This is a genomic window from Aeromonas sp. 102P, assembly GCF_051920345.1.
Classification (GTDB): Bacteria; Pseudomonadota; Gammaproteobacteria; order Enterobacterales; family Aeromonadaceae; genus Aeromonas; species Aeromonas veronii.
Map to the genome: position 1 here is coordinate 3,088,587 of NZ_JBQBCZ010000001.1, position 15,199 is coordinate 3,103,785.

15 protein-coding genes, 5 tRNA genes and 1 pseudogene are annotated in these 15,199 nt (G+C 57.0%); 11 read left to right on the forward strand and 10 right to left on the reverse strand.

All coding sequences use genetic code 11. From position 1 onward, the window contains the following. The first annotated feature begins 204 nt into the window (after nucleotides 1-204). Nucleotides 205-408 carry a CPXCG motif-containing cysteine-rich protein gene (locus ACTG1K_RS14370; protein WP_005336871.1) on the forward strand — a complete coding sequence of 68 codons (204 nt, stop codon included), beginning with the start codon at nucleotides 205-207 and terminating at the stop codon, nucleotides 406-408. Nucleotides 409-582: 174 nt separating this feature from the next. Here the strand turns inward: ACTG1K_RS14370 and ACTG1K_RS14375 are convergent, their stop codons facing one another. From ACTG1K_RS14375 to ACTG1K_RS14385, 3 genes are all read right to left on the reverse strand, one after another. Next, nucleotides 583-1,200: a riboflavin synthase subunit alpha gene (locus tag ACTG1K_RS14375; protein ID WP_440005833.1), complete on the reverse strand. Its 618-nt coding sequence runs from the start codon at nucleotides 1,198-1,200 to the stop codon at nucleotides 583-585. Between the two features lie 222 nt (nucleotides 1,201-1,422). Beyond that, nucleotides 1,423-1,989, reverse strand: a complete 567-nt coding sequence (locus ACTG1K_RS14380; protein WP_440005835.1) for a DMT family transporter — start codon at nucleotides 1,987-1,989, stop codon at nucleotides 1,423-1,425. A gap of 3 nt (nucleotides 1,990-1,992) precedes the next feature. Next, complete coding sequence (locus tag ACTG1K_RS14385; RefSeq protein WP_440005837.1) at nucleotides 1,993-2,205, reverse strand: hypothetical protein; 213 nt, start codon at nucleotides 2,203-2,205, stop codon at nucleotides 1,993-1,995. A 130-nt stretch (nucleotides 2,206-2,335) separates the two neighbouring features. On the opposite strand from ACTG1K_RS14385, the gene ACTG1K_RS14390 reads away from it, so the two are divergent. The 8 genes and pseudogenes from ACTG1K_RS14390 (at nucleotide 2,336) to ACTG1K_RS14425 (ending at nucleotide 6,033) form a co-directional block, all read left to right on the forward strand. After that, on the forward strand, nucleotides 2,336-2,542 hold the full coding sequence (locus ACTG1K_RS14390; protein ID WP_005352334.1) for a YaeP family protein: 207 nt from the start codon (nucleotides 2,336-2,338) through the stop codon (nucleotides 2,540-2,542). Nucleotides 2,543-2,691: 149 nt separating this feature from the next. After that, nucleotides 2,692-4,071, forward strand: coding sequence for an MATE family efflux transporter (locus tag ACTG1K_RS14395; protein WP_252657324.1), 1,380 nt, complete (start codon nucleotides 2,692-2,694; stop codon nucleotides 4,069-4,071). A gap of 159 nt (nucleotides 4,072-4,230) precedes the next feature. Next, nucleotides 4,231-4,307, forward strand: a tRNA-Val gene (locus ACTG1K_RS14400). A gap of 13 nt (nucleotides 4,308-4,320) precedes the next feature. After that, a tRNA-Val gene (locus tag ACTG1K_RS14405) sits at nucleotides 4,321-4,397 on the forward strand. 18 nt (nucleotides 4,398-4,415) lie between these two features. Beyond that, a tRNA-Val gene (locus ACTG1K_RS14410) sits at nucleotides 4,416-4,492 on the forward strand. Nucleotides 4,493-4,526: 34 nt separating this feature from the next. Continuing rightward, nucleotides 4,527-4,603, forward strand: a tRNA-Val gene (locus ACTG1K_RS14415). Between the two features lie 38 nt (nucleotides 4,604-4,641). Continuing rightward, nucleotides 4,642-4,718: transfer RNA gene (locus ACTG1K_RS14420), tRNA-Val, on the forward strand. Nucleotides 4,719-4,814: 96 nt separating this feature from the next. Further along, a pseudogene (locus ACTG1K_RS14425) lies at nucleotides 4,815-6,033 on the forward strand (IS3 family transposase). 179 nt (nucleotides 6,034-6,212) lie between these two features. Here ACTG1K_RS14425 and ACTG1K_RS14430 read toward each other — a convergent pair. The 6 genes from ACTG1K_RS14430 to fadR all read right to left on the reverse strand — a co-directional run bounded on the left by ACTG1K_RS14430 (nucleotide 6,213) and on the right by fadR (nucleotide 11,822). After that, a complete protein-coding gene (locus tag ACTG1K_RS14430; RefSeq protein ID WP_252657410.1) occupies nucleotides 6,213-8,048 on the reverse strand; it encodes a sigma 54-interacting transcriptional regulator in 1,836 nt (611 codons plus the stop codon). A 283-nt stretch (nucleotides 8,049-8,331) separates the two neighbouring features. Next, a complete protein-coding gene (locus ACTG1K_RS14435) occupies nucleotides 8,332-8,796 on the reverse strand; it encodes a hypothetical protein (RefSeq protein WP_058056875.1) in 465 nt (154 codons plus the stop codon). Nucleotides 8,797-9,060: 264 nt separating this feature from the next. Beyond that, entirely contained in the window at nucleotides 9,061-9,945 is an 885-nt protein-coding gene (locus tag ACTG1K_RS14440) for an AEC family transporter (RefSeq protein ID WP_005360972.1), read from the reverse strand. A gap of 12 nt (nucleotides 9,946-9,957) precedes the next feature. Further along, on the reverse strand, nucleotides 9,958-10,515 hold the full coding sequence (locus tag ACTG1K_RS14445; protein ID WP_005352343.1) for a YaeQ family protein: 558 nt from the start codon (nucleotides 10,513-10,515) through the stop codon (nucleotides 9,958-9,960). Between the two features lie 188 nt (nucleotides 10,516-10,703). After that, nucleotides 10,704-10,844, reverse strand: a complete 141-nt coding sequence (locus tag ACTG1K_RS14450; protein WP_005345965.1) for a TIGR02808 family protein — start codon at nucleotides 10,842-10,844, stop codon at nucleotides 10,704-10,706. Nucleotides 10,845-11,108: 264 nt separating this feature from the next. After that, nucleotides 11,109-11,822 carry a fatty acid metabolism transcriptional regulator FadR gene (gene fadR / locus ACTG1K_RS14455; protein WP_026034983.1) on the reverse strand — a complete coding sequence of 238 codons (714 nt, stop codon included), beginning with the start codon at nucleotides 11,820-11,822 and terminating at the stop codon, nucleotides 11,109-11,111. A 333-nt stretch (nucleotides 11,823-12,155) separates the two neighbouring features. Between fadR and nhaB the strand changes: the two genes are divergently transcribed. Both nhaB and dsbB read left to right on the forward strand, forming a co-directional pair. Further along, on the forward strand, nucleotides 12,156-13,736 hold the full coding sequence (nhaB, locus tag ACTG1K_RS14460) for a Na(+)/H(+) antiporter NhaB (RefSeq protein ID WP_440005840.1): 1,581 nt from the start codon (nucleotides 12,156-12,158) through the stop codon (nucleotides 13,734-13,736). A gap of 98 nt (nucleotides 13,737-13,834) precedes the next feature. Beyond that, a complete protein-coding gene (gene dsbB / locus ACTG1K_RS14465) occupies nucleotides 13,835-14,356 on the forward strand; it encodes a disulfide bond formation protein DsbB (RefSeq protein WP_440005842.1) in 522 nt (173 codons plus the stop codon). An 82-nt stretch (nucleotides 14,357-14,438) separates the two neighbouring features. Here dsbB and ACTG1K_RS14470 read toward each other — a convergent pair whose 3' ends face one another. Further along, nucleotides 14,439-15,086, reverse strand: a complete 648-nt coding sequence (locus ACTG1K_RS14470; protein ID WP_040069761.1) for a DedA family protein — start codon at nucleotides 15,084-15,086, stop codon at nucleotides 14,439-14,441. Between the last annotated feature and the right edge of the window lie 113 nt (nucleotides 15,087-15,199).

Consider the following 15,199-nt stretch of genomic DNA (forward strand, 5'->3'; position numbering starts at 1 on the left):
CAAACAACCGTTGGCAATTTCCCTCTTTTCACCTGTCATTCTCAACCAGATTGTTCCTCTCGCACACGACCAGTCCAACCGGTTGCACCTTGCCATCCCTCAGGCTTGATCTCTGTCATAAACGTGCGTTTGCTCGCGGTTAACCCCCTGCAGCCCGACTAGAATCAGGGTAGATAGGCGGCCTCAGGGCCCGAGGAGGTTATCATGATCGAGTACACCAGCAAGCGCATCGTCTGCCCTCACTGTGGCCACCATACCCGGGTCGAGCTGGATGCCAGCCAGGGTGATCAGGAGTTTTACGAAGATTGCATGGCCTGTTGCAATCCGATCCACCTGCGGCTTCACCGCGACGAAGCCCGCGACTGTTTGCAGCTGTTTGTGGATGCGGATGACGAGCAACTGTTTTGATTACGAGTCACAAAAAGCCGAGCAGCTGCTGTGCCTTCAAGTCGCAAAGAGCTGAGCAGATGTTGTGACTGCGAGTCATAAAAAGTTGAGTAGATATTTTCACCATATGAATAACAAGGGCCTGCACACTGCAGGCCCTTGCTTATGAGGCGATTAACACCGAGCCGTTTCCTTTCAGTGACCCCCGCGCGCCGCCAGTACCCGCTCCACCGTATCGACGATTGCCTGGGTCTGGGGATCGATCTCGATATTGGTCTGCCAGCCCGCCTTTACCCAACCCAGATTGGTGCGGGCCAGGGTCTCGGGGATCAGGTGGACGCAGAACTCCCGCTCGCGCACCTCACCTATGGTCAGACTGATGCCATCGATGCCGATGTACCCCTTGGTCAGCACATATTTCATCAGCTCGGGAGCAAGGCGATACCACACCTGACGGTTGTTGGGCGTGTCGATCACCGAGGTAACCTCTGCCATGCCGATGATATGGCCAGACATGGCATGACCGCCGATCTCGTCGCCAAAGCGGGCAGCCCGCTCCACATTGACCCTGTCCCCCACCTGCAACAGGCCGAGGTTGGTGAGACGCAGGGTCTCCTGCATCAGATCGAAGCTGACCAGCTCACCCTCGACCCGGGTGACGGTCAAACAGCAGCCGTTGTGAGCCACCGAGGCACCGAGGGCCAACCCTTCCCCCCACTCCCGGCTGGGCATGCGGATCACGTGGGTACGAAATGAAGCACTCTCTTCGATGGCGACCAGCTCGGCCACACCTTGCACAATTCCGGTAAACATCATCACCTCTTTGTTTCTGGTAACACGCTCTGTTTTTTATCGCGGCCTGTGGCCGCTTCTTTTACATAATCCGTTTTTACACAATTCGTTTCGTACAAACTGTCACACCTGCTCCGCCGCCTCAGACCGCGCCAGCACACGAGCCCGGCGCTGGGAATGGATGACCACTATGCCAGCCAGCACGATGAGCAGACACCCCGCCATACTACTGAGGGTCGGCATTTAACCAAACATCAGATAGCCGCAGAGGGTAGAAAAAAAGATCTGGAAATAGAAGAAGGGCGCCAGAGTAGAGGCCTGCGCATACTGCATCGCCTTGATAAGGCAATATTGGGAGAGCAGGGTCACCACCGGTAGCGCCAGCAGATAGGGCCAGTCGGCAAGCCCAGGGAAGCGCCACAGTGCAGGCTGCCAGCAGAGTGCGGCCATTGCCACCATCCCCAGCATGAAGCAGGTGACGATCAGGATATCGAGGGTGGTCAAACGTGGATCCACCAGCTTGGTGATAAGGTTGTAGCCGGTGTTGGCCAGTACAATGACCAGTGGCAGCAGATAGTAGAGGTTCGCGTCGCCCCCGTCGGGATGGGTCACCACCAGCACGCCAAACAACCCCAGCAGCACGGCCGCCACCTTGGTCCGGGTCAGACGCTCCCTGAAAAAGATCACGCCCGCCACCACGAAGGCCAGCGAACCGAGCTGGCAAATGATGGTGTAGACGTTGAGCGGTACATGGGCCAGTGCAATCACCGAGACCAGCGCACAGACCAGAAACAGCAGCGAGCGCAACAATAGTCAGCGATCCACCGCCAGCAGCGCCGACATGGTGCGCCTTGGCAACAACAGCAGCAGACCGAGGAAAGGAACAAAGAAGCGAAACCAGACCATCTCCATCACGGAGTAGCCATGGAGTACCAGATATTTGTCCGCTCCATCCTTAAGCGTCAGGGCGAGAAGTGCAAACAGCGTCAGAAAGATCGCCAGTGAGTTGCGCGAAGAGAACAGCATCAAAGAGGCCGAAACAGGAAAAGGGGGTAACCAAACTAACGGGCTTGCCGTAAATTACAACCGCAAGACTGACAAAATGGGAGCAAAACCGCTATATTTGCTCGCCTTTTTACTTTCAAGGAAGCAAATCATGATGGTTTATGAGTGCTGTGAAGCGATCCGTATCGCCTATAACCAGATTGGCTCCGGCGAGCAGGGCTATGTGCCGAAGGCCATCGCCGCCACCATCCGCGCCCTCAACGCGGTCGCCGCCGATGAACGGGTGCCCGCCGAACTGCGCGAGCAGGCTGCCTATGCCGCTGCCAACCTGCTGATCAGCGATCACGAAGACGCCTGATCCTGCCCCTTGGGGTGGCAACTATTTCGTCCTGGTTGAATTTCAGGCTAGAATGCCTCCCCCACCCTTTGCACTTTCGTCCGAAAGTGCAAAGGCTCTTCCCGATTTCCGCTCTTTTTTACTCTTATCTGATCCACTCGGAGGTGTCAGTGCAACGTTATTGGTCCGAGGCGAAGCAGCTCGTCCGTCTAGCCAGCCCCATTCTGGTCGCCCAGGTGGCCCAGGTCGCCATGAACTTCGTCGATACCGTGATGGCGGGTCAGGTGAGTGCGGTCGATCTTGCCGCCGTGTCGGTGGCGTCCAGCTTCTGGCTACCGGTGATCCTGCTGGTGCAGGGGATCATCATGGCGCTCACTCCCATCGTCTCCCAGCTCAATGGCGCCCGTAAACGGGAGGCAATTCGCCCGGCCGTTCATCAGGGCTTCTGGCTGGCACTGATCGTCACCCCGCTGGCGATGATTGCGCTTTATTACAGCCCGCTGGCGTTGCAGTTCATGGATGTGGAACCGGTGATGGCGGCCAAGACCACCGGCTATCTGCACGCCATCCTGTGGGGTCTGCCCGCCTTCGTGCTGTTTCAGGTGCTGCGCAACTTCAGTGAGGGGCTCTCCCACACCATGCCTACCATGGTGATCGGCTTTGTCGGGCTGGCGGTCAATATTCCCGCCAACTACATCTTCATTCACGGCCACTTCGGCATGCCGAAACTGGGCGGGGTGGGTTGTGGCGTGGCTACTGCCATCGTGCTGTGGGCCATGCTGCTGGCGATGATCCTCTATGTGAAGCTCTCCCGTCACTTCACCGAGATCCGCCTCTTCTCCCAGCTGGCTCCCCCCAACGGCAGCCGGATCTGGCGCTTGTTCCGCTTGGGCTTCCCCATCGCCATGGCGATCTTCTGCGAGGTGACCCTGTTTACCGTGGTGGCCCTGATGCTGGCTCCTTTCGGTGCCGAGACAGTGGCGAGCCACCAGATTGCGCTCAACTTCTCCAGCCTGGTCTTTATGCTACCCCTCTCCATCGGGGTGGGTGTCACCATCCGGGTCGGCCACAGTATCGGTGAAGGGCAACCCCATCACGCCCGGGTGGCAGCTCGCACCGGCTTGATGCTGGGGATGGCCATCGCTGCTGCCACTGCCGCCATGACGGTACTGCTGCGCGAGCAGATCGCCTCCATCTATACCGATGATCAGCAGGTGATCGTCCTGGCGGCCATTTTGCTGTTCTTCGCCGCCATCTATCAAATCTCCGACTCGGTGCAGGTGGTCGCGGCCGCCGCACTGCGCGGTTACAAGGATACCCAGGCGATCTTCTACGTCACCATCGTCGCCTACTGGGGACTGGGGCTGCCCACCGGCATGATCCTGGGTCTGACCGACTGGCTGGTGCCACGGATGGGGCCACAGGGCTTCTGGATCGGCTTTATCGTCGGCCTCACCAGTGCGGCCCTGATGCTGGGGGCGAGATTGCGCTACATCTACGGCCGTTTTGCCACTCCGGAAGCCTGCACTACCCTGTCGCGATCTCAGTAACAGGGCTTGGCGAGCGACAACTCGCCTGCAAAATCAACAGGCTGCGCAAGAACTGGGCAAACAGTCTCCTTTGTGCATATGGCCTGTTGACAGCCTTGGGGGGCATGGGTAGTATGCCGACCACGTCAGCAGCGCTGGCGTAGTGAAGTAAGAGAAAGTGGGTTTATAGCTCAGTTGGTTAGAGCACTACCTTGACATGGTAGGGGTCGTTGGTTCGAATCCAATTAAACCCACCACTTTTTTTGTGATGCGTCCTTAGCTCAGCTGGTTAGAGCACCACCTTGACATGGTGGGGGTCGGTGGTTCGAATCCACTAGGACGCACCATTACAGAACACTGATTATGCGTCCTTAGCTCAGCTGGTTAGAGCATCACCTTGACATGGTGGGGGTCGGTGGTTCGAATCCACTAGGACGCACCATTCAGTTTCAAAACTTTGCAGTTATTCCAGATGTGGGTTTATAGCTCAGTTGGTTAGAGCACTACCTTGACATGGTAGGGGTCGTTGGTTCGAATCCAATTAAACCCACCACTTCTGCGTAAAGAAATAAAAGTCGCATTGCGCACCCTGCGTCCTTAGCTCAGCTGGTTAGAGCATCACCTTGACATGGTGGGGGTCGGTGGTTCGAATCCACTAGGACGCACCAGATTAAAAAAGCCCGCTCATCGAGCGGGCTTTTTGCATTCTGCTGTCCCGTCCTGAATATGGTTTACACCTTTCCCCCCAATAAATGGAGAACCCGATGGGACAAGGTGTGAAACGGACGCAGCGCGATTACTCGCTGACTTTTAAACTGGCACTGGTCGAGCAGATTGAAAAAGGCGAGCTCACCTACAAACAGGCTCAGGTGCGTTATGGCATTCAGGGCCGCTCCACCGTTCTGGTATGGTTGCGTAAACATGGTCGGCAAGATTGGAGCCAGGGGGCTTCTGTGCGTGCCGGCAGGAGCATCACCATGCCTGACCCCGACAACCAGACGCCCGAACAGCGCATCAAGGAACTTGAGCAACAGCTGGCTCTGATGAGCCTGAAGGCCCAGTTCTTTGAGGCCGTCGTCGATGTACTGAAGAATGACTACGGCGTCTCCATCGTAAAAAAGCGACCCGGCAAGTCCTCTCGCAGCGGCAAGTCGAGAGGCTGACCATTGTCAGGGCTTGCCTGTTTCTGGGGATAAGCCGGCAGGCTTACTACAAGCGCAATCGGGTCGCCGACGAGCGCCATGCACAAGGGCTGCAGGTGGTGCGTTTTGTGCGTCAGGTTCGACTGCGACAACCTCGGGTGGGCACTCGCAAGCTGCATTATCTGCTGCAGGGTCAGGAGGATGGCGGGCTCAAGGTCGGGCGGACAGGCTGTTTCGGATATTGGCCGAGCACCGCCTGCTGGTGCCACCCAGACGGGCGTATCACAAGACCACCCACAGTTTTCACCGTTTCTACCGTCATCCCAACTTGCTCAAGGCGGGGCCAGAGCAGGTCACACCGGTGGCCCCGGAGCAGGTCTGGGTCGCAGATATCACCTATCTGCCAGCCAGGAGCGGGCCGCTGTACCTGAGCCTGGTGACGGATGCGTACTCACGCAAGATAGTGGGCCATCACGTGCACGAAGGGATGCATGCCGAGTCGGTGGCGATGGCGTTCAAGAAAGCACTGAAGCAACGGTGTGGCGGTGGGGAGCTAATCCATCACTCGGACCGCGGCGTGCAGTATTGCTCGGGGCTGTATCAGTCATTACATGAACGGTACGGGGTGAAATGCTCGATGACGGATGGGTATGACTGTTATCAGAATGCGTTGGCGGAGCGGGTGAACGGGATTTTGAAAGGAGAGTTATTGCTGCAAAGCCCGCAGGATTTGACGCAAGCGCGGGAAATGGTGCGTGAAGCGGTGGATATTTACAACGCGGAGCGACCGCATCATGCGTTGAAATACAGAACCCCCGATGCGGTACATAGGGGGTTCTGAGTAGAAAAATGCTAGTTGAAAATGTGTAAACCTATTTCAGGACTAGACATGCCATTTAGCCACTCCCCTGCCCCGCCAATCCGTTCAGCACAATTCGGCAATGGCGCAGAGCCTTGTTCGCATAAAAAAACCCGTGCCATCTGATGAATGACACGGGCCGGATAGATGCCGCCAGATCTTCAGCTCTGCACGGCAATCTCGTACTTCTTTATCTTGCGATAGAGGGTGGCAATCCCAATCCCCAGCGCCTGTGCGGCCAGTTTTTTGTTGCCGAGCCGCTGCAGGGTCTCTTCTATCATCTGTTTTTCCATGCTCTCAAGGCCGCTCTCACCCGGAACGGGTTCAGGCAGCTTCTCCGGCGTGGCGGCGAGCGGAGCTGTGGCAGGCACATTGAACGCCGCATCCAGGTTGGTCACCGGGATCGACTGGGCCGCCACGTGATGGGGCTCCTGATTGCGGATGATGTTGGGGGGCAGCAGGCTGGCGTCAATCACTTCGCCCGCCTGGCTGACGTTGACCAGATATTCGATGAGGTTGCTGAGCTCGCGCACGTTGCCCGGCCAGCGATACCCCTTGAGCAGCGCCATCACCTCGGGTGCCAGACCGGGATAGACGATGCCAATGCGGCTGGTGTGCAGGTTGAGAAAGTAGTGGGTCAGCAGCTCCACGTCCCCTTCCCGCTCCCGCAGCGGCGGCAGGTTGAGGGGGATGACGTTGATGCGATAGTAGAGATCTTCACGAAATTTCCCCTCGGCGATGTATTGATCGAGATGCTGGTGAGTAGCGGCAATGATGCGAATATCCACCGGCACCGGTCGGCTGGCCCCGATGGGGGTCACCTCCCGCAGCTCCAGCACCCGCAGCAGCTTGGCCTGCATGGTGAGCGGCATGTCGCCAATCTCGTCAAGGAACAGGGTGCCCTGATGGGCTGCCTGGATCAGGCCCTGCTTGCCACCGCTGGAAGCACCGGTAAAGGAGCCCTTCACATAGCCAAACAGCTCGCTCTCCAGCAGTTGTTCGGGAATGGCGGCACAGTTGATGGCGATAAAGGGCTTGTCCTGCCGCGGACTCAGGCGATGGACAGCGCGTGCCACCACCTCTTTACCGGTGCCGCTCTCGCCACAAATCAGCACGCTGGAGGGACTCTGGGCGATGCGGTGCAGCAGTCGCTTGAGGGTGCGCATCGGCTTGCTCTCGCCGATCAGCTGATCGATCCGCACATCCGGATCCGGCTCCTGAACCTGACCGGAGTGGGACTGATGAAAGGCCATCAGAAAGAGCTGCTGGCCCTGCACATGGTGTAGCTGGCCGATGATCAGCTCCTGACGACCTTCAAAGGTGATGATGTGCTGAAGATGACCACTCAGCCCCTGTTGGGAGAAGGTGAGCGGGCGGATCCCCACTTCGCGCCCCTGCAGCTGTTCCTGCTGGCAACCCAGATGATGGAGCGCCGCCTCGTTGGCGTAGAGCAGTTGACTCTTGTCATCGAGCAGCAGGCAACCCTGATCCATGTTGGTCATCAGATTGAGGAACACCTTGTTGACCCCGTCCGACAGCCCGCGTGAATCGAGCAACTTGGCCACAAAGATGGTGGAGATATGGCGCACATAGTCACACACATCCTGCAGATTGTTGTTGAGGCGCGCCTGCTGCTCGTCGCTGAAGGCCACCAAACTGATCACCCCGATGCAGCGCTCGTCCACCATGATGGGCACCCCGAGGAAGGCGCGCTCACGGCAGCTCTCCTTGCAGGTACAACCGTCACACACGGGATCATCGCTGGTGTGGGTAACGATCTTCTCCCGCTGATTATCAATCACATAGCGCAGCAGGCGGGAATCCCCCTCCAACTGACGTCCGAAGAACTTGCCATAGGGCCCGGTACCAGCCACCCGGACCATATCGGCATCCACAATTTCGACCTCAAGCTGCAGCACACTCGCCAGCATCTTGGCAAAGCGCAAGATGGTCGGCTGGATCTGCATCAACAGACACTGGTTGCTCACGGATCTCATCCATCATTCCTTTTTGTTCTTGTTATCCTCCCCCTAAAGGGAGTCATGCTGGCCAGATACTAAGGGATATCAGGGGGAACTACTTCGGGGGGGATCACGAAAAGGGAAAATGATCCGTATCCTCCGTGACTTCAGAGGCACAGATAAAATTCAATAAAAACATAAAGATGAAAACACATGCAGCAAGATAAATCACTTGGGCCAGACAAGCCTGCTGATCCGCAAAGTCCATCGACAGATCATGCTGAATGTGGGGAAACCAACCACTGATATGGTACGTGACTCACGCGCCGCGTACCTGTTTCAAGACTTGGCACTCATGGTCGAAATCCGCTTTATCTTGCGGCTGAATGTAACTTTGCCAGCGGGCAAACAGCTCGGCCGTCGGATAACGATGCAGACGAATACCGGTGCGATAGAGTTTGGGAAAAAGTGGGTCTGGCTGGGATCTCACGACCAGACCGCGCAGCTTCTCGCCAGAGGGAATGGTAATCACCAGCTCATCCCCCTCTTTCAACCGTATGGCCCCAAGAATGCCGATGCCGCCGATGGCTATGTCTCGCACCACCACATAGGGCACCGGATTGAGCAACTCCAGAAACCAGTTGCGACGGCGACATTCCGCCTTGTAACCACCGCCACTAAGGATAAAACGGCGGTGTCTGCGCCAGTCATAACCGGTAGGCAATGCCGGGTCATAGCGCGATTTTGCCTGCCCCACAGGATCAGATTGCTCACTTGTGCCCATCCGGTTTCCCTCACTGGCATTGGTTAAACAGTGTCAGTCAGCTCTTTTTCAACTATAGCTGTCGCCGTTAGGCCCGGGGCTCAGGGTCGGATACGGGGACGACAGATATATTACGGAGGCAATGATGGACAGAGATGGCATGGAAGAGCTTGCTGATCCTGATAGGCTAACTTTCCCCTGCAAGGATGAGATGCGAACGACTGTGACTCGGTTCGATCAAGCAATTGACCAGTGAGTCGCACCGCCGCAGCGATGCAATCTGACTTAGCCAGGCAGATGAAGTGCCAACCAAACCGCTAGCGGGATCACCAGCACAGAGAGGGCATTGCCGCCGAGCACGATACTGGCCACCTTGTCCGGCTGGCAGTGATACTGCTCGCAGAGCATGTAATTCAACACCGCAGGGGGCAAGGAAACCGACAACATCAACAGCGGGATCCACTCCGTCTTGAGCGGCAACAGCCAGATCGCCAGCAGCAGCGACAATCCCCCCGCCAGCAGATAGAGCAGGTTGCACTTGAGCGCGAGGCCAAGGTGATCAAGCTCCCCCTCCATCAGGCGAATACCCAGCGCAAAGAGCATCAGGGGCACCGAGATCTGGCCGAGCAGCGAGGCCGTGGTCACCACATATTCCGGCAACGTGATATGCAGGTTGGCCACCAGTAAACCGGCCAGCGCGGCCCACAGCACAGGGCTTCGCAGCCACAGCCAGCGGGAGGTATTGGCCGAGAGGATAAACATGCCGACCGAGAAGTGCAGCAGATTGGAGAGCACAAAGAGGATCACGATGGCCCCCAGTTGCTGCTCGCCAAATGCCAGCACCATCAAGGGGATACCAAGATTGCCGGTATTTCGGAACATGGCGGGCAAGATCAGGGCTGCCCGCTCAATCCCTTTGAGTTTGAGCAGCGCGAGCAGCAGACCGGGTAATAGAATAACCAGCGCCCCCGCCGCAATCAGCGGCATATGCTCCGCCAGCGCCAGCGGATACTTGACCAGCGCGGAGAAGACCAGCGCCGGGGTAAACAGCTCAATATTGGCCCGATTGACGTAACCGAGCGCGGCCCCCGGTCGCAATCGCCCATAGAGGGCGCCGAGCCCGACCACACCGAACACCGGAATGACGATATTGAGCAAGGCGCTGAACATGGGCGGCGTCCGTTACAGTTCGCGGGCCGGTTTGCCCATCAGCACCACCGGATCCAGCGTCACTTCCAGTGCGCCGTTACTGACCCAGAGCTGACCATCGGAAATGGTGCAAGTGAGTTGCATGGTGCGCTCGACCATGGCGGTGAGCGGCAGAGTCTGGCTGTCGGAGAGTTCGATGATGCTGAGGTTGTCATGCTGGCTCAGCTTGCCCTGGTTCTGCTTCCACCAGACGGCTGTACCACGACCGCCGTAGAGATAGAGCACCACCTGACGGGCGCGGTTGCAGGCTTTTTTGAGCCGTTTTTCATCGGGCTGGCCCAGCTCGATCCAGAGCTCTATTTCGTCCGAGTAGTTCTTGCACCAGAGCTCGGGTTCATCATCGGCGCTCAATCCCTTGGTGAATTCCAGTCGCTCGGCAGCGTGCCAGGCAAAGGCCGCCAGCCGAATCATCATCCGCTCATCGGTTTCGGAGGGGTGGCGCGCCAGCGTGAGGGAGAAGTCCTGATACAGATTGCGATCCATATCAGACAAACTGATCTGGGCCTTGAATACGGTTGCCTTGAGAGCCATAGAAAACCTTGAACACCTGATAAGAGAAGGGTGAGTGGGAAATACGGGCGCCAGTGTAATCAAAATCGGCGGCAGGTTCGACCATCCTGACCAAAGATTTCCCCTTCCCAGCCGGGATAAGTGCTTTAAAAGACACAAAAAACAAATGCCAGTCCGAAGACTGGCATTTGGCGGCATGGAGAAGCGACTCACTTCTCGGCGGACTGTACCCCGAACGCATTCAGCAGCATGCAACAGGTCACTGCCACCGCCACGAATCCGCTCAGAAAGATAAAGGGCATGGCCCCGTATCCCAGTACTGTCCAGATGGTGTGTTCAAGAAGACTCATTGTTGTGTCCTTCATCCGGTGAAAGGTGTGTTCCTTCTGGCGGATATTGGCTCCGCTCTTGATGCCTCCATTTGACCTCAATCAGCGGTTGGGTCCTATGCCACCAAAGTGATAAATGCAGGGTTCATTTGCGCTGGATCAAGCTTTTTGGCCAAATATCCATGCAGTTCAAGCAATTACCACCGCCAATCAAGGATAAACACAAACACGGCAGAATAAAAAACGCGCCGGATGGCGCGTTTCTTGGACAGCACAGGCAAGGGATCAGTTGTCGCACAGATCGCTTGGCATGTCCTGACGCAGGCGGGTCCACAGCTTGCCGGACTCGATACCGTACTGACGCACCGTCATGAACACGGCTTCGTGGTTCTTGGTCTCCGCCAGATTGAGCAGGGTCTTGTAGTAGGCATCTGCGGTCTCGCGGGCCTGCTTGTCGGAGAAGTAGTAGCTGCCGACTCTGCTATACAACCCTTTGAAACCGTTCAGGATCAGGGCGTAGATCGGATTACCGGAAGCAAACGCCAGCTGGTGGTGCAGGCGATAATCAAACTCGGCATAAGCCTGTGCGTTGTTCTCGACACCATCGGCGCCACGCAGGATCTCGGCGGCCTGTTCCGGATTGTGACGGATCGCCCCGCGGATAAAGATGGTGCAGATATGGGTACGGGCGGAGAGCAGCTGAGCTATCAGATCAGGTACCTTGTCCTGATCCAGACGAGCCAACGTCTCCAGAATATTGAGGCCGGAGGTTTCCCAGAAATTGTTCACCTTGGTCGGCTTGCCATGCTGTATGGTCAACCAGCCATCACGGGCCAGTCGCTGCAGCACTTCGCGCAAGGTCGTCCGCGTCACCCCGATCAACTCGGATAATTCACGCTCGGCGGGCAGAATAGATCCGGGAGGAAAGCGATTGTTCCAGATGGACTCGATGATGTATTCCTCGGCAAACCCAGCTGGGCTCTGCGCTTTTATAACCATGAATTGACTCTGTTGTAATGCGTAAAAAGGCTGACGAATGATATCAAAGCGATGATGGCTGGCAAGCATAAGGTCAGTCCTCTGCTCACATATGGCAAATATAGTGTTGGGAATATGTATCTAATCGCCGCAGGGGAGCCAGCCAACCCCGACAAGGTGGTTATAAAACAGACACATGGGCAGAGATCCATCGGCTATCATTTATAATCGTCACGCTTTTTGATTAAAATCACGAGGAATCAGACAGATAAAGGCCAACATCCGGAGGCACAGGTCGAATCATCCTTGACTGCATAGAAGCAGATCCTAACAACAAAGTTGAGACCCATTATCATGCCAATAAGCCTAGGGCAGGCATTCGCCAAGAACTTCTTGGGCAATGCACCACAGTGGTATAAAAGCGCCATCTTGCTATTTCTGGTGATCAATCCGATTGCCTTCCACCTTGATCCTTTCATTGCGGGCTGGTTACTGGTCGTTGAGTTTATCTTCACCCTGGCCATGGCCCTCAAGTGCTACCCCCTGCAACCGGGTGGTCTGCTCGCGATCGAAGCCGTGTTGATCGGCATGACCTCCGCCGATCAGGTCAAACACGAGCTGGTCGCCAATATCGAGGTGCTGCTGTTGCTGGTGTTCATGGTGGCAGGCATCTATTTCATGAAGCAGCTGCTGCTCTATGTCTTCACCAAGCTGCTGATCGGCGTACGCTCCAAGATCCTGCTCTCCCTCTCCTTCTGTCTGGTCTCAGCCTTCCTGTCAGCCTTTCTCGATGCCCTGACCGTGATTGCCGTGGTGATCAGCGTCGCCACCGGCTTTTATGCCATTTATCACAAGGTCTCGTCCGGCAAGGAGTTTGGTCACAGCCATGACCATACCGATGATAAGGAAGTCGCCGAGCTCAATCGCCAGGATCTCGATGATTTTCGTGCCTTCCTGCGCAGCCTGATGATGCATGCCGCCATCGGTACCGCGCTGGGTGGTGTCTGCACCCTGGTGGGCGAGCCACAAAACCTCATCATCGGCGAGCAAGCCAGCTGGAACTTCGCCGAATTTGCCATTCGCATGTCACCCGTCACCGTCCCCGTCTTTATCTGCGGTCTGCTGACCTGCGTGCTGGTGGAGCAGTTCCGCTGGTTTGGCTATGGCGCCCGCCTGCCGGACACGGTGCGTGGCATCATGGAGGAGTACAACCGCTACGAAGAAGCTAAACGCAGCCCGCAAGACAAGGCCAAGCTGATCGTTCAGGCATTGATTGCGGTCTGGCTGATTGTCGGTCTGGCCATGCACCTGGCAGCCGTTGGTCTGATTGGCCTCTCGGTCATCGTGCTGGCCACCTCCCTGACCGGGATCACCGAGGAGCACTCGCTGGGTAAAGCCTTCCAGGAGGCACTCCCCTTCACCGCCCTGCTGGCGGTCTTCTTCAGCGTGGTCGCCGTCATCATCGATCAGCAGCTGTTCAAGCCGGTGATCCAGCTGGTACTGGCAGCCAAACCGGAGAACCAGCTGGCCCTCTTCTATCTGGCCAACGGGGTGCTCTCCATGGTCAGTGACAACGTCTTTGTCGGCACCGTCTACATCAATGAGGTGAAGACGGCCATGCTCAATGGTGCCATCGACCGCGCCCAGTTCGATCTGCTGGCGGTAGCCATCAACACAGGTACCAACCTGCCGTCGGTCGCCACCCCCAATGGTCAGGCCGCCTTCCTGTTTATGCTCACCTCGGCATTGGCGCCGCTGCTGCGTCTCTCCTATGGCCGCATGGTCTGGATGGCGCTGCCCTACACATTGGTGCTGGGGCTGATCGGCTTTTTCTCTGTCGAATTGCTGCTTGGTCCTGCCACCGAGTGGTTCTATCAGCATGGATGGCTGGTGATGGAGAGTGCGCTGCCAGCGGTACAGCCGGCGCTGCATTAATCCATTGAGATGGTTTCCGAGGGCCCTTTCAGGGCCCTTTTCTTTTCGGTTCCGCTCTGCTCTAATTCAGCCACTGTTTTTTCTGAGAGATCAATGAGATGATCGAGTTTCTCCGCCGTATTGCCGCCCATCGGCTGGCTTGGGGCCTGTTGGCAACATCAGCCCTGTTCCTCGAGTTGTGCGCCCTCTTCTTCCAGCATGTGCTGGGCCTCTCCCCGTGCGTGATGTGCGTTTACGAACGGTTGGCGACCCTGGGTGTGCTGGCCGCTGGTCTTCTCGGCATGGTGGCGCCGGATAAGTGGTATGTTCGCTGGAGTGCCATGTTGCTGTGGGGCTACAGTGCCTTCCGCGGCTTCCAGCTGGCCCTCAAGCATGTGGACTATCAGGTTAACCCCTCCCCGTTCAACGTCTGCAGCCCGTTTGCCGACTTCCCGAGCTGGGCTCCGCTCGATCAGTGGCTTCCCTGGCTCTTTATGCCGGAAGGGGATTGTGCCCAGATCACCTGGCAGTTCCTCGGTTACTCCATGCCCCAGTGGCTGGTCGTCATCTTCGCCGCTTACCTGCTGGTCTTCACCGTGGTGGCCATCGGCAATCTGGTGAAAGGGCGCTGCTGCAACTGAGTGTCATGCCCGTGTGGAGATAAAAAGGGGGGGAGCCATGATGGCTCCCCCCCCTTCTCGTTCTGGCTGACCGTATTTCTGGTTACGCCCTGGCAGTACTCATCTTGGCCTTGACCGCGCCAATTACCATGGGCAACAGGGAGATACCAATGATGCCGAAGATCAGCAGGGTAAAGTTGTGACGCACCACCGGCAGATTGCCAAAGAAATGGCCGGCATAGACGAAGGAGAGTACCCACAGCAGACCGCCAACCAGGTTGAACGCCAGGAAGCGCGGATAGGTCATGGCCCCCATCCCTGCCACGAACGGCGCAAAGGTACGCACGATGGGCAGGAAGCGGGTGATGATGATGGTCTTGCCACCATGCTTGGCATAGAAGGCGTGGGTCTTCTCCAGATAATCCCGGCGGAAGATTTTGGAGTCCGGGTTGCGGAACAGCTGCTCGCCGAAGAAGTGACCAATGGTGTAGTTGACCACGTTGCCCAGCACGGCAGCGATGATCAGCACGGCCGCCAAGGTATGGACGTCCAGCACGCTACCCACGGTAAGCGCACCGGCGGCAAACAGCAGGGAGTCACCCGGCAGGAACGGCGTTACTACCAACCCGGTTTCACAGAAGATGATGAGAAACAGGATGGCGTAAACCCAGACACCATAGTTCTCGAACAGCTCTTTCAAATGCACGTCAACGTGCAGGATAAAGTCGATTGCAAAGAGGATCAGATCCATTTTTTCCATACCCATAAAGTGAACGGCGTGGAGTCTACGCCAATGCCATCCGGGCGACAATCACCGGGCCTGCCTCTTTTTCATCCCGCAGCGCCCACCTTCAAATGAAACCG

Bases quoted from the DNA above. Each gene is read 5' to 3' on its own strand.
- ACTG1K_RS14390 (WP_005352334.1), top strand. From the start codon at position 2,336: ATGATGGTTTATGAGTGCTGTGAAGCGATCCGTATCGCCTATAACCAG.
- fadR (WP_026034983.1), bottom strand. From the start codon at position 11,822: ATGGTTATAAAAGCGCAGAGCCCAGCTGGGTTTGCCGAGGAATACATC.
- nhaB (WP_440005840.1), top strand. From the start codon at position 12,156: ATGCCAATAAGCCTAGGGCAGGCATTCGCCAAGAACTTCTTGGGCAAT.
- ACTG1K_RS14470 (WP_040069761.1), bottom strand. From the start codon at position 15,086: ATGGATCTGATCCTCTTTGCAATCGACTTTATCCTGCACGTTGACGTG.
- ACTG1K_RS14375 (WP_440005833.1), bottom strand. From the start codon at position 1,200: ATGTTTACCGGAATTGTGCAAGGTGTGGCCGAGCTGGTCGCCATCGAA.
- ACTG1K_RS14370 (WP_005336871.1), top strand. From the start codon at position 205: ATGATCGAGTACACCAGCAAGCGCATCGTCTGCCCTCACTGTGGCCAC.
- dsbB (WP_440005842.1), top strand. From the start codon at position 13,835: ATGATCGAGTTTCTCCGCCGTATTGCCGCCCATCGGCTGGCTTGGGGC.
- ACTG1K_RS14445 (WP_005352343.1), bottom strand. From the start codon at position 10,515: ATGGCTCTCAAGGCAACCGTATTCAAGGCCCAGATCAGTTTGTCTGAT.
- ACTG1K_RS14450 (WP_005345965.1), bottom strand. From the start codon at position 10,844: ATGAGTCTTCTTGAACACACCATCTGGACAGTACTGGGATACGGGGCC.
- ACTG1K_RS14385 (WP_440005837.1), bottom strand. From the start codon at position 2,205: ATGCTGTTCTCTTCGCGCAACTCACTGGCGATCTTTCTGACGCTGTTT.
- ACTG1K_RS14430 (WP_252657410.1), bottom strand. From the start codon at position 8,048: ATGAGATCCGTGAGCAACCAGTGTCTGTTGATGCAGATCCAGCCGACC.
- ACTG1K_RS14440 (WP_005360972.1), bottom strand. From the start codon at position 9,945: ATGTTCAGCGCCTTGCTCAATATCGTCATTCCGGTGTTCGGTGTGGTC.
- ACTG1K_RS14435 (WP_058056875.1), bottom strand. From the start codon at position 8,796: ATGGGCACAAGTGAGCAATCTGATCCTGTGGGGCAGGCAAAATCGCGC.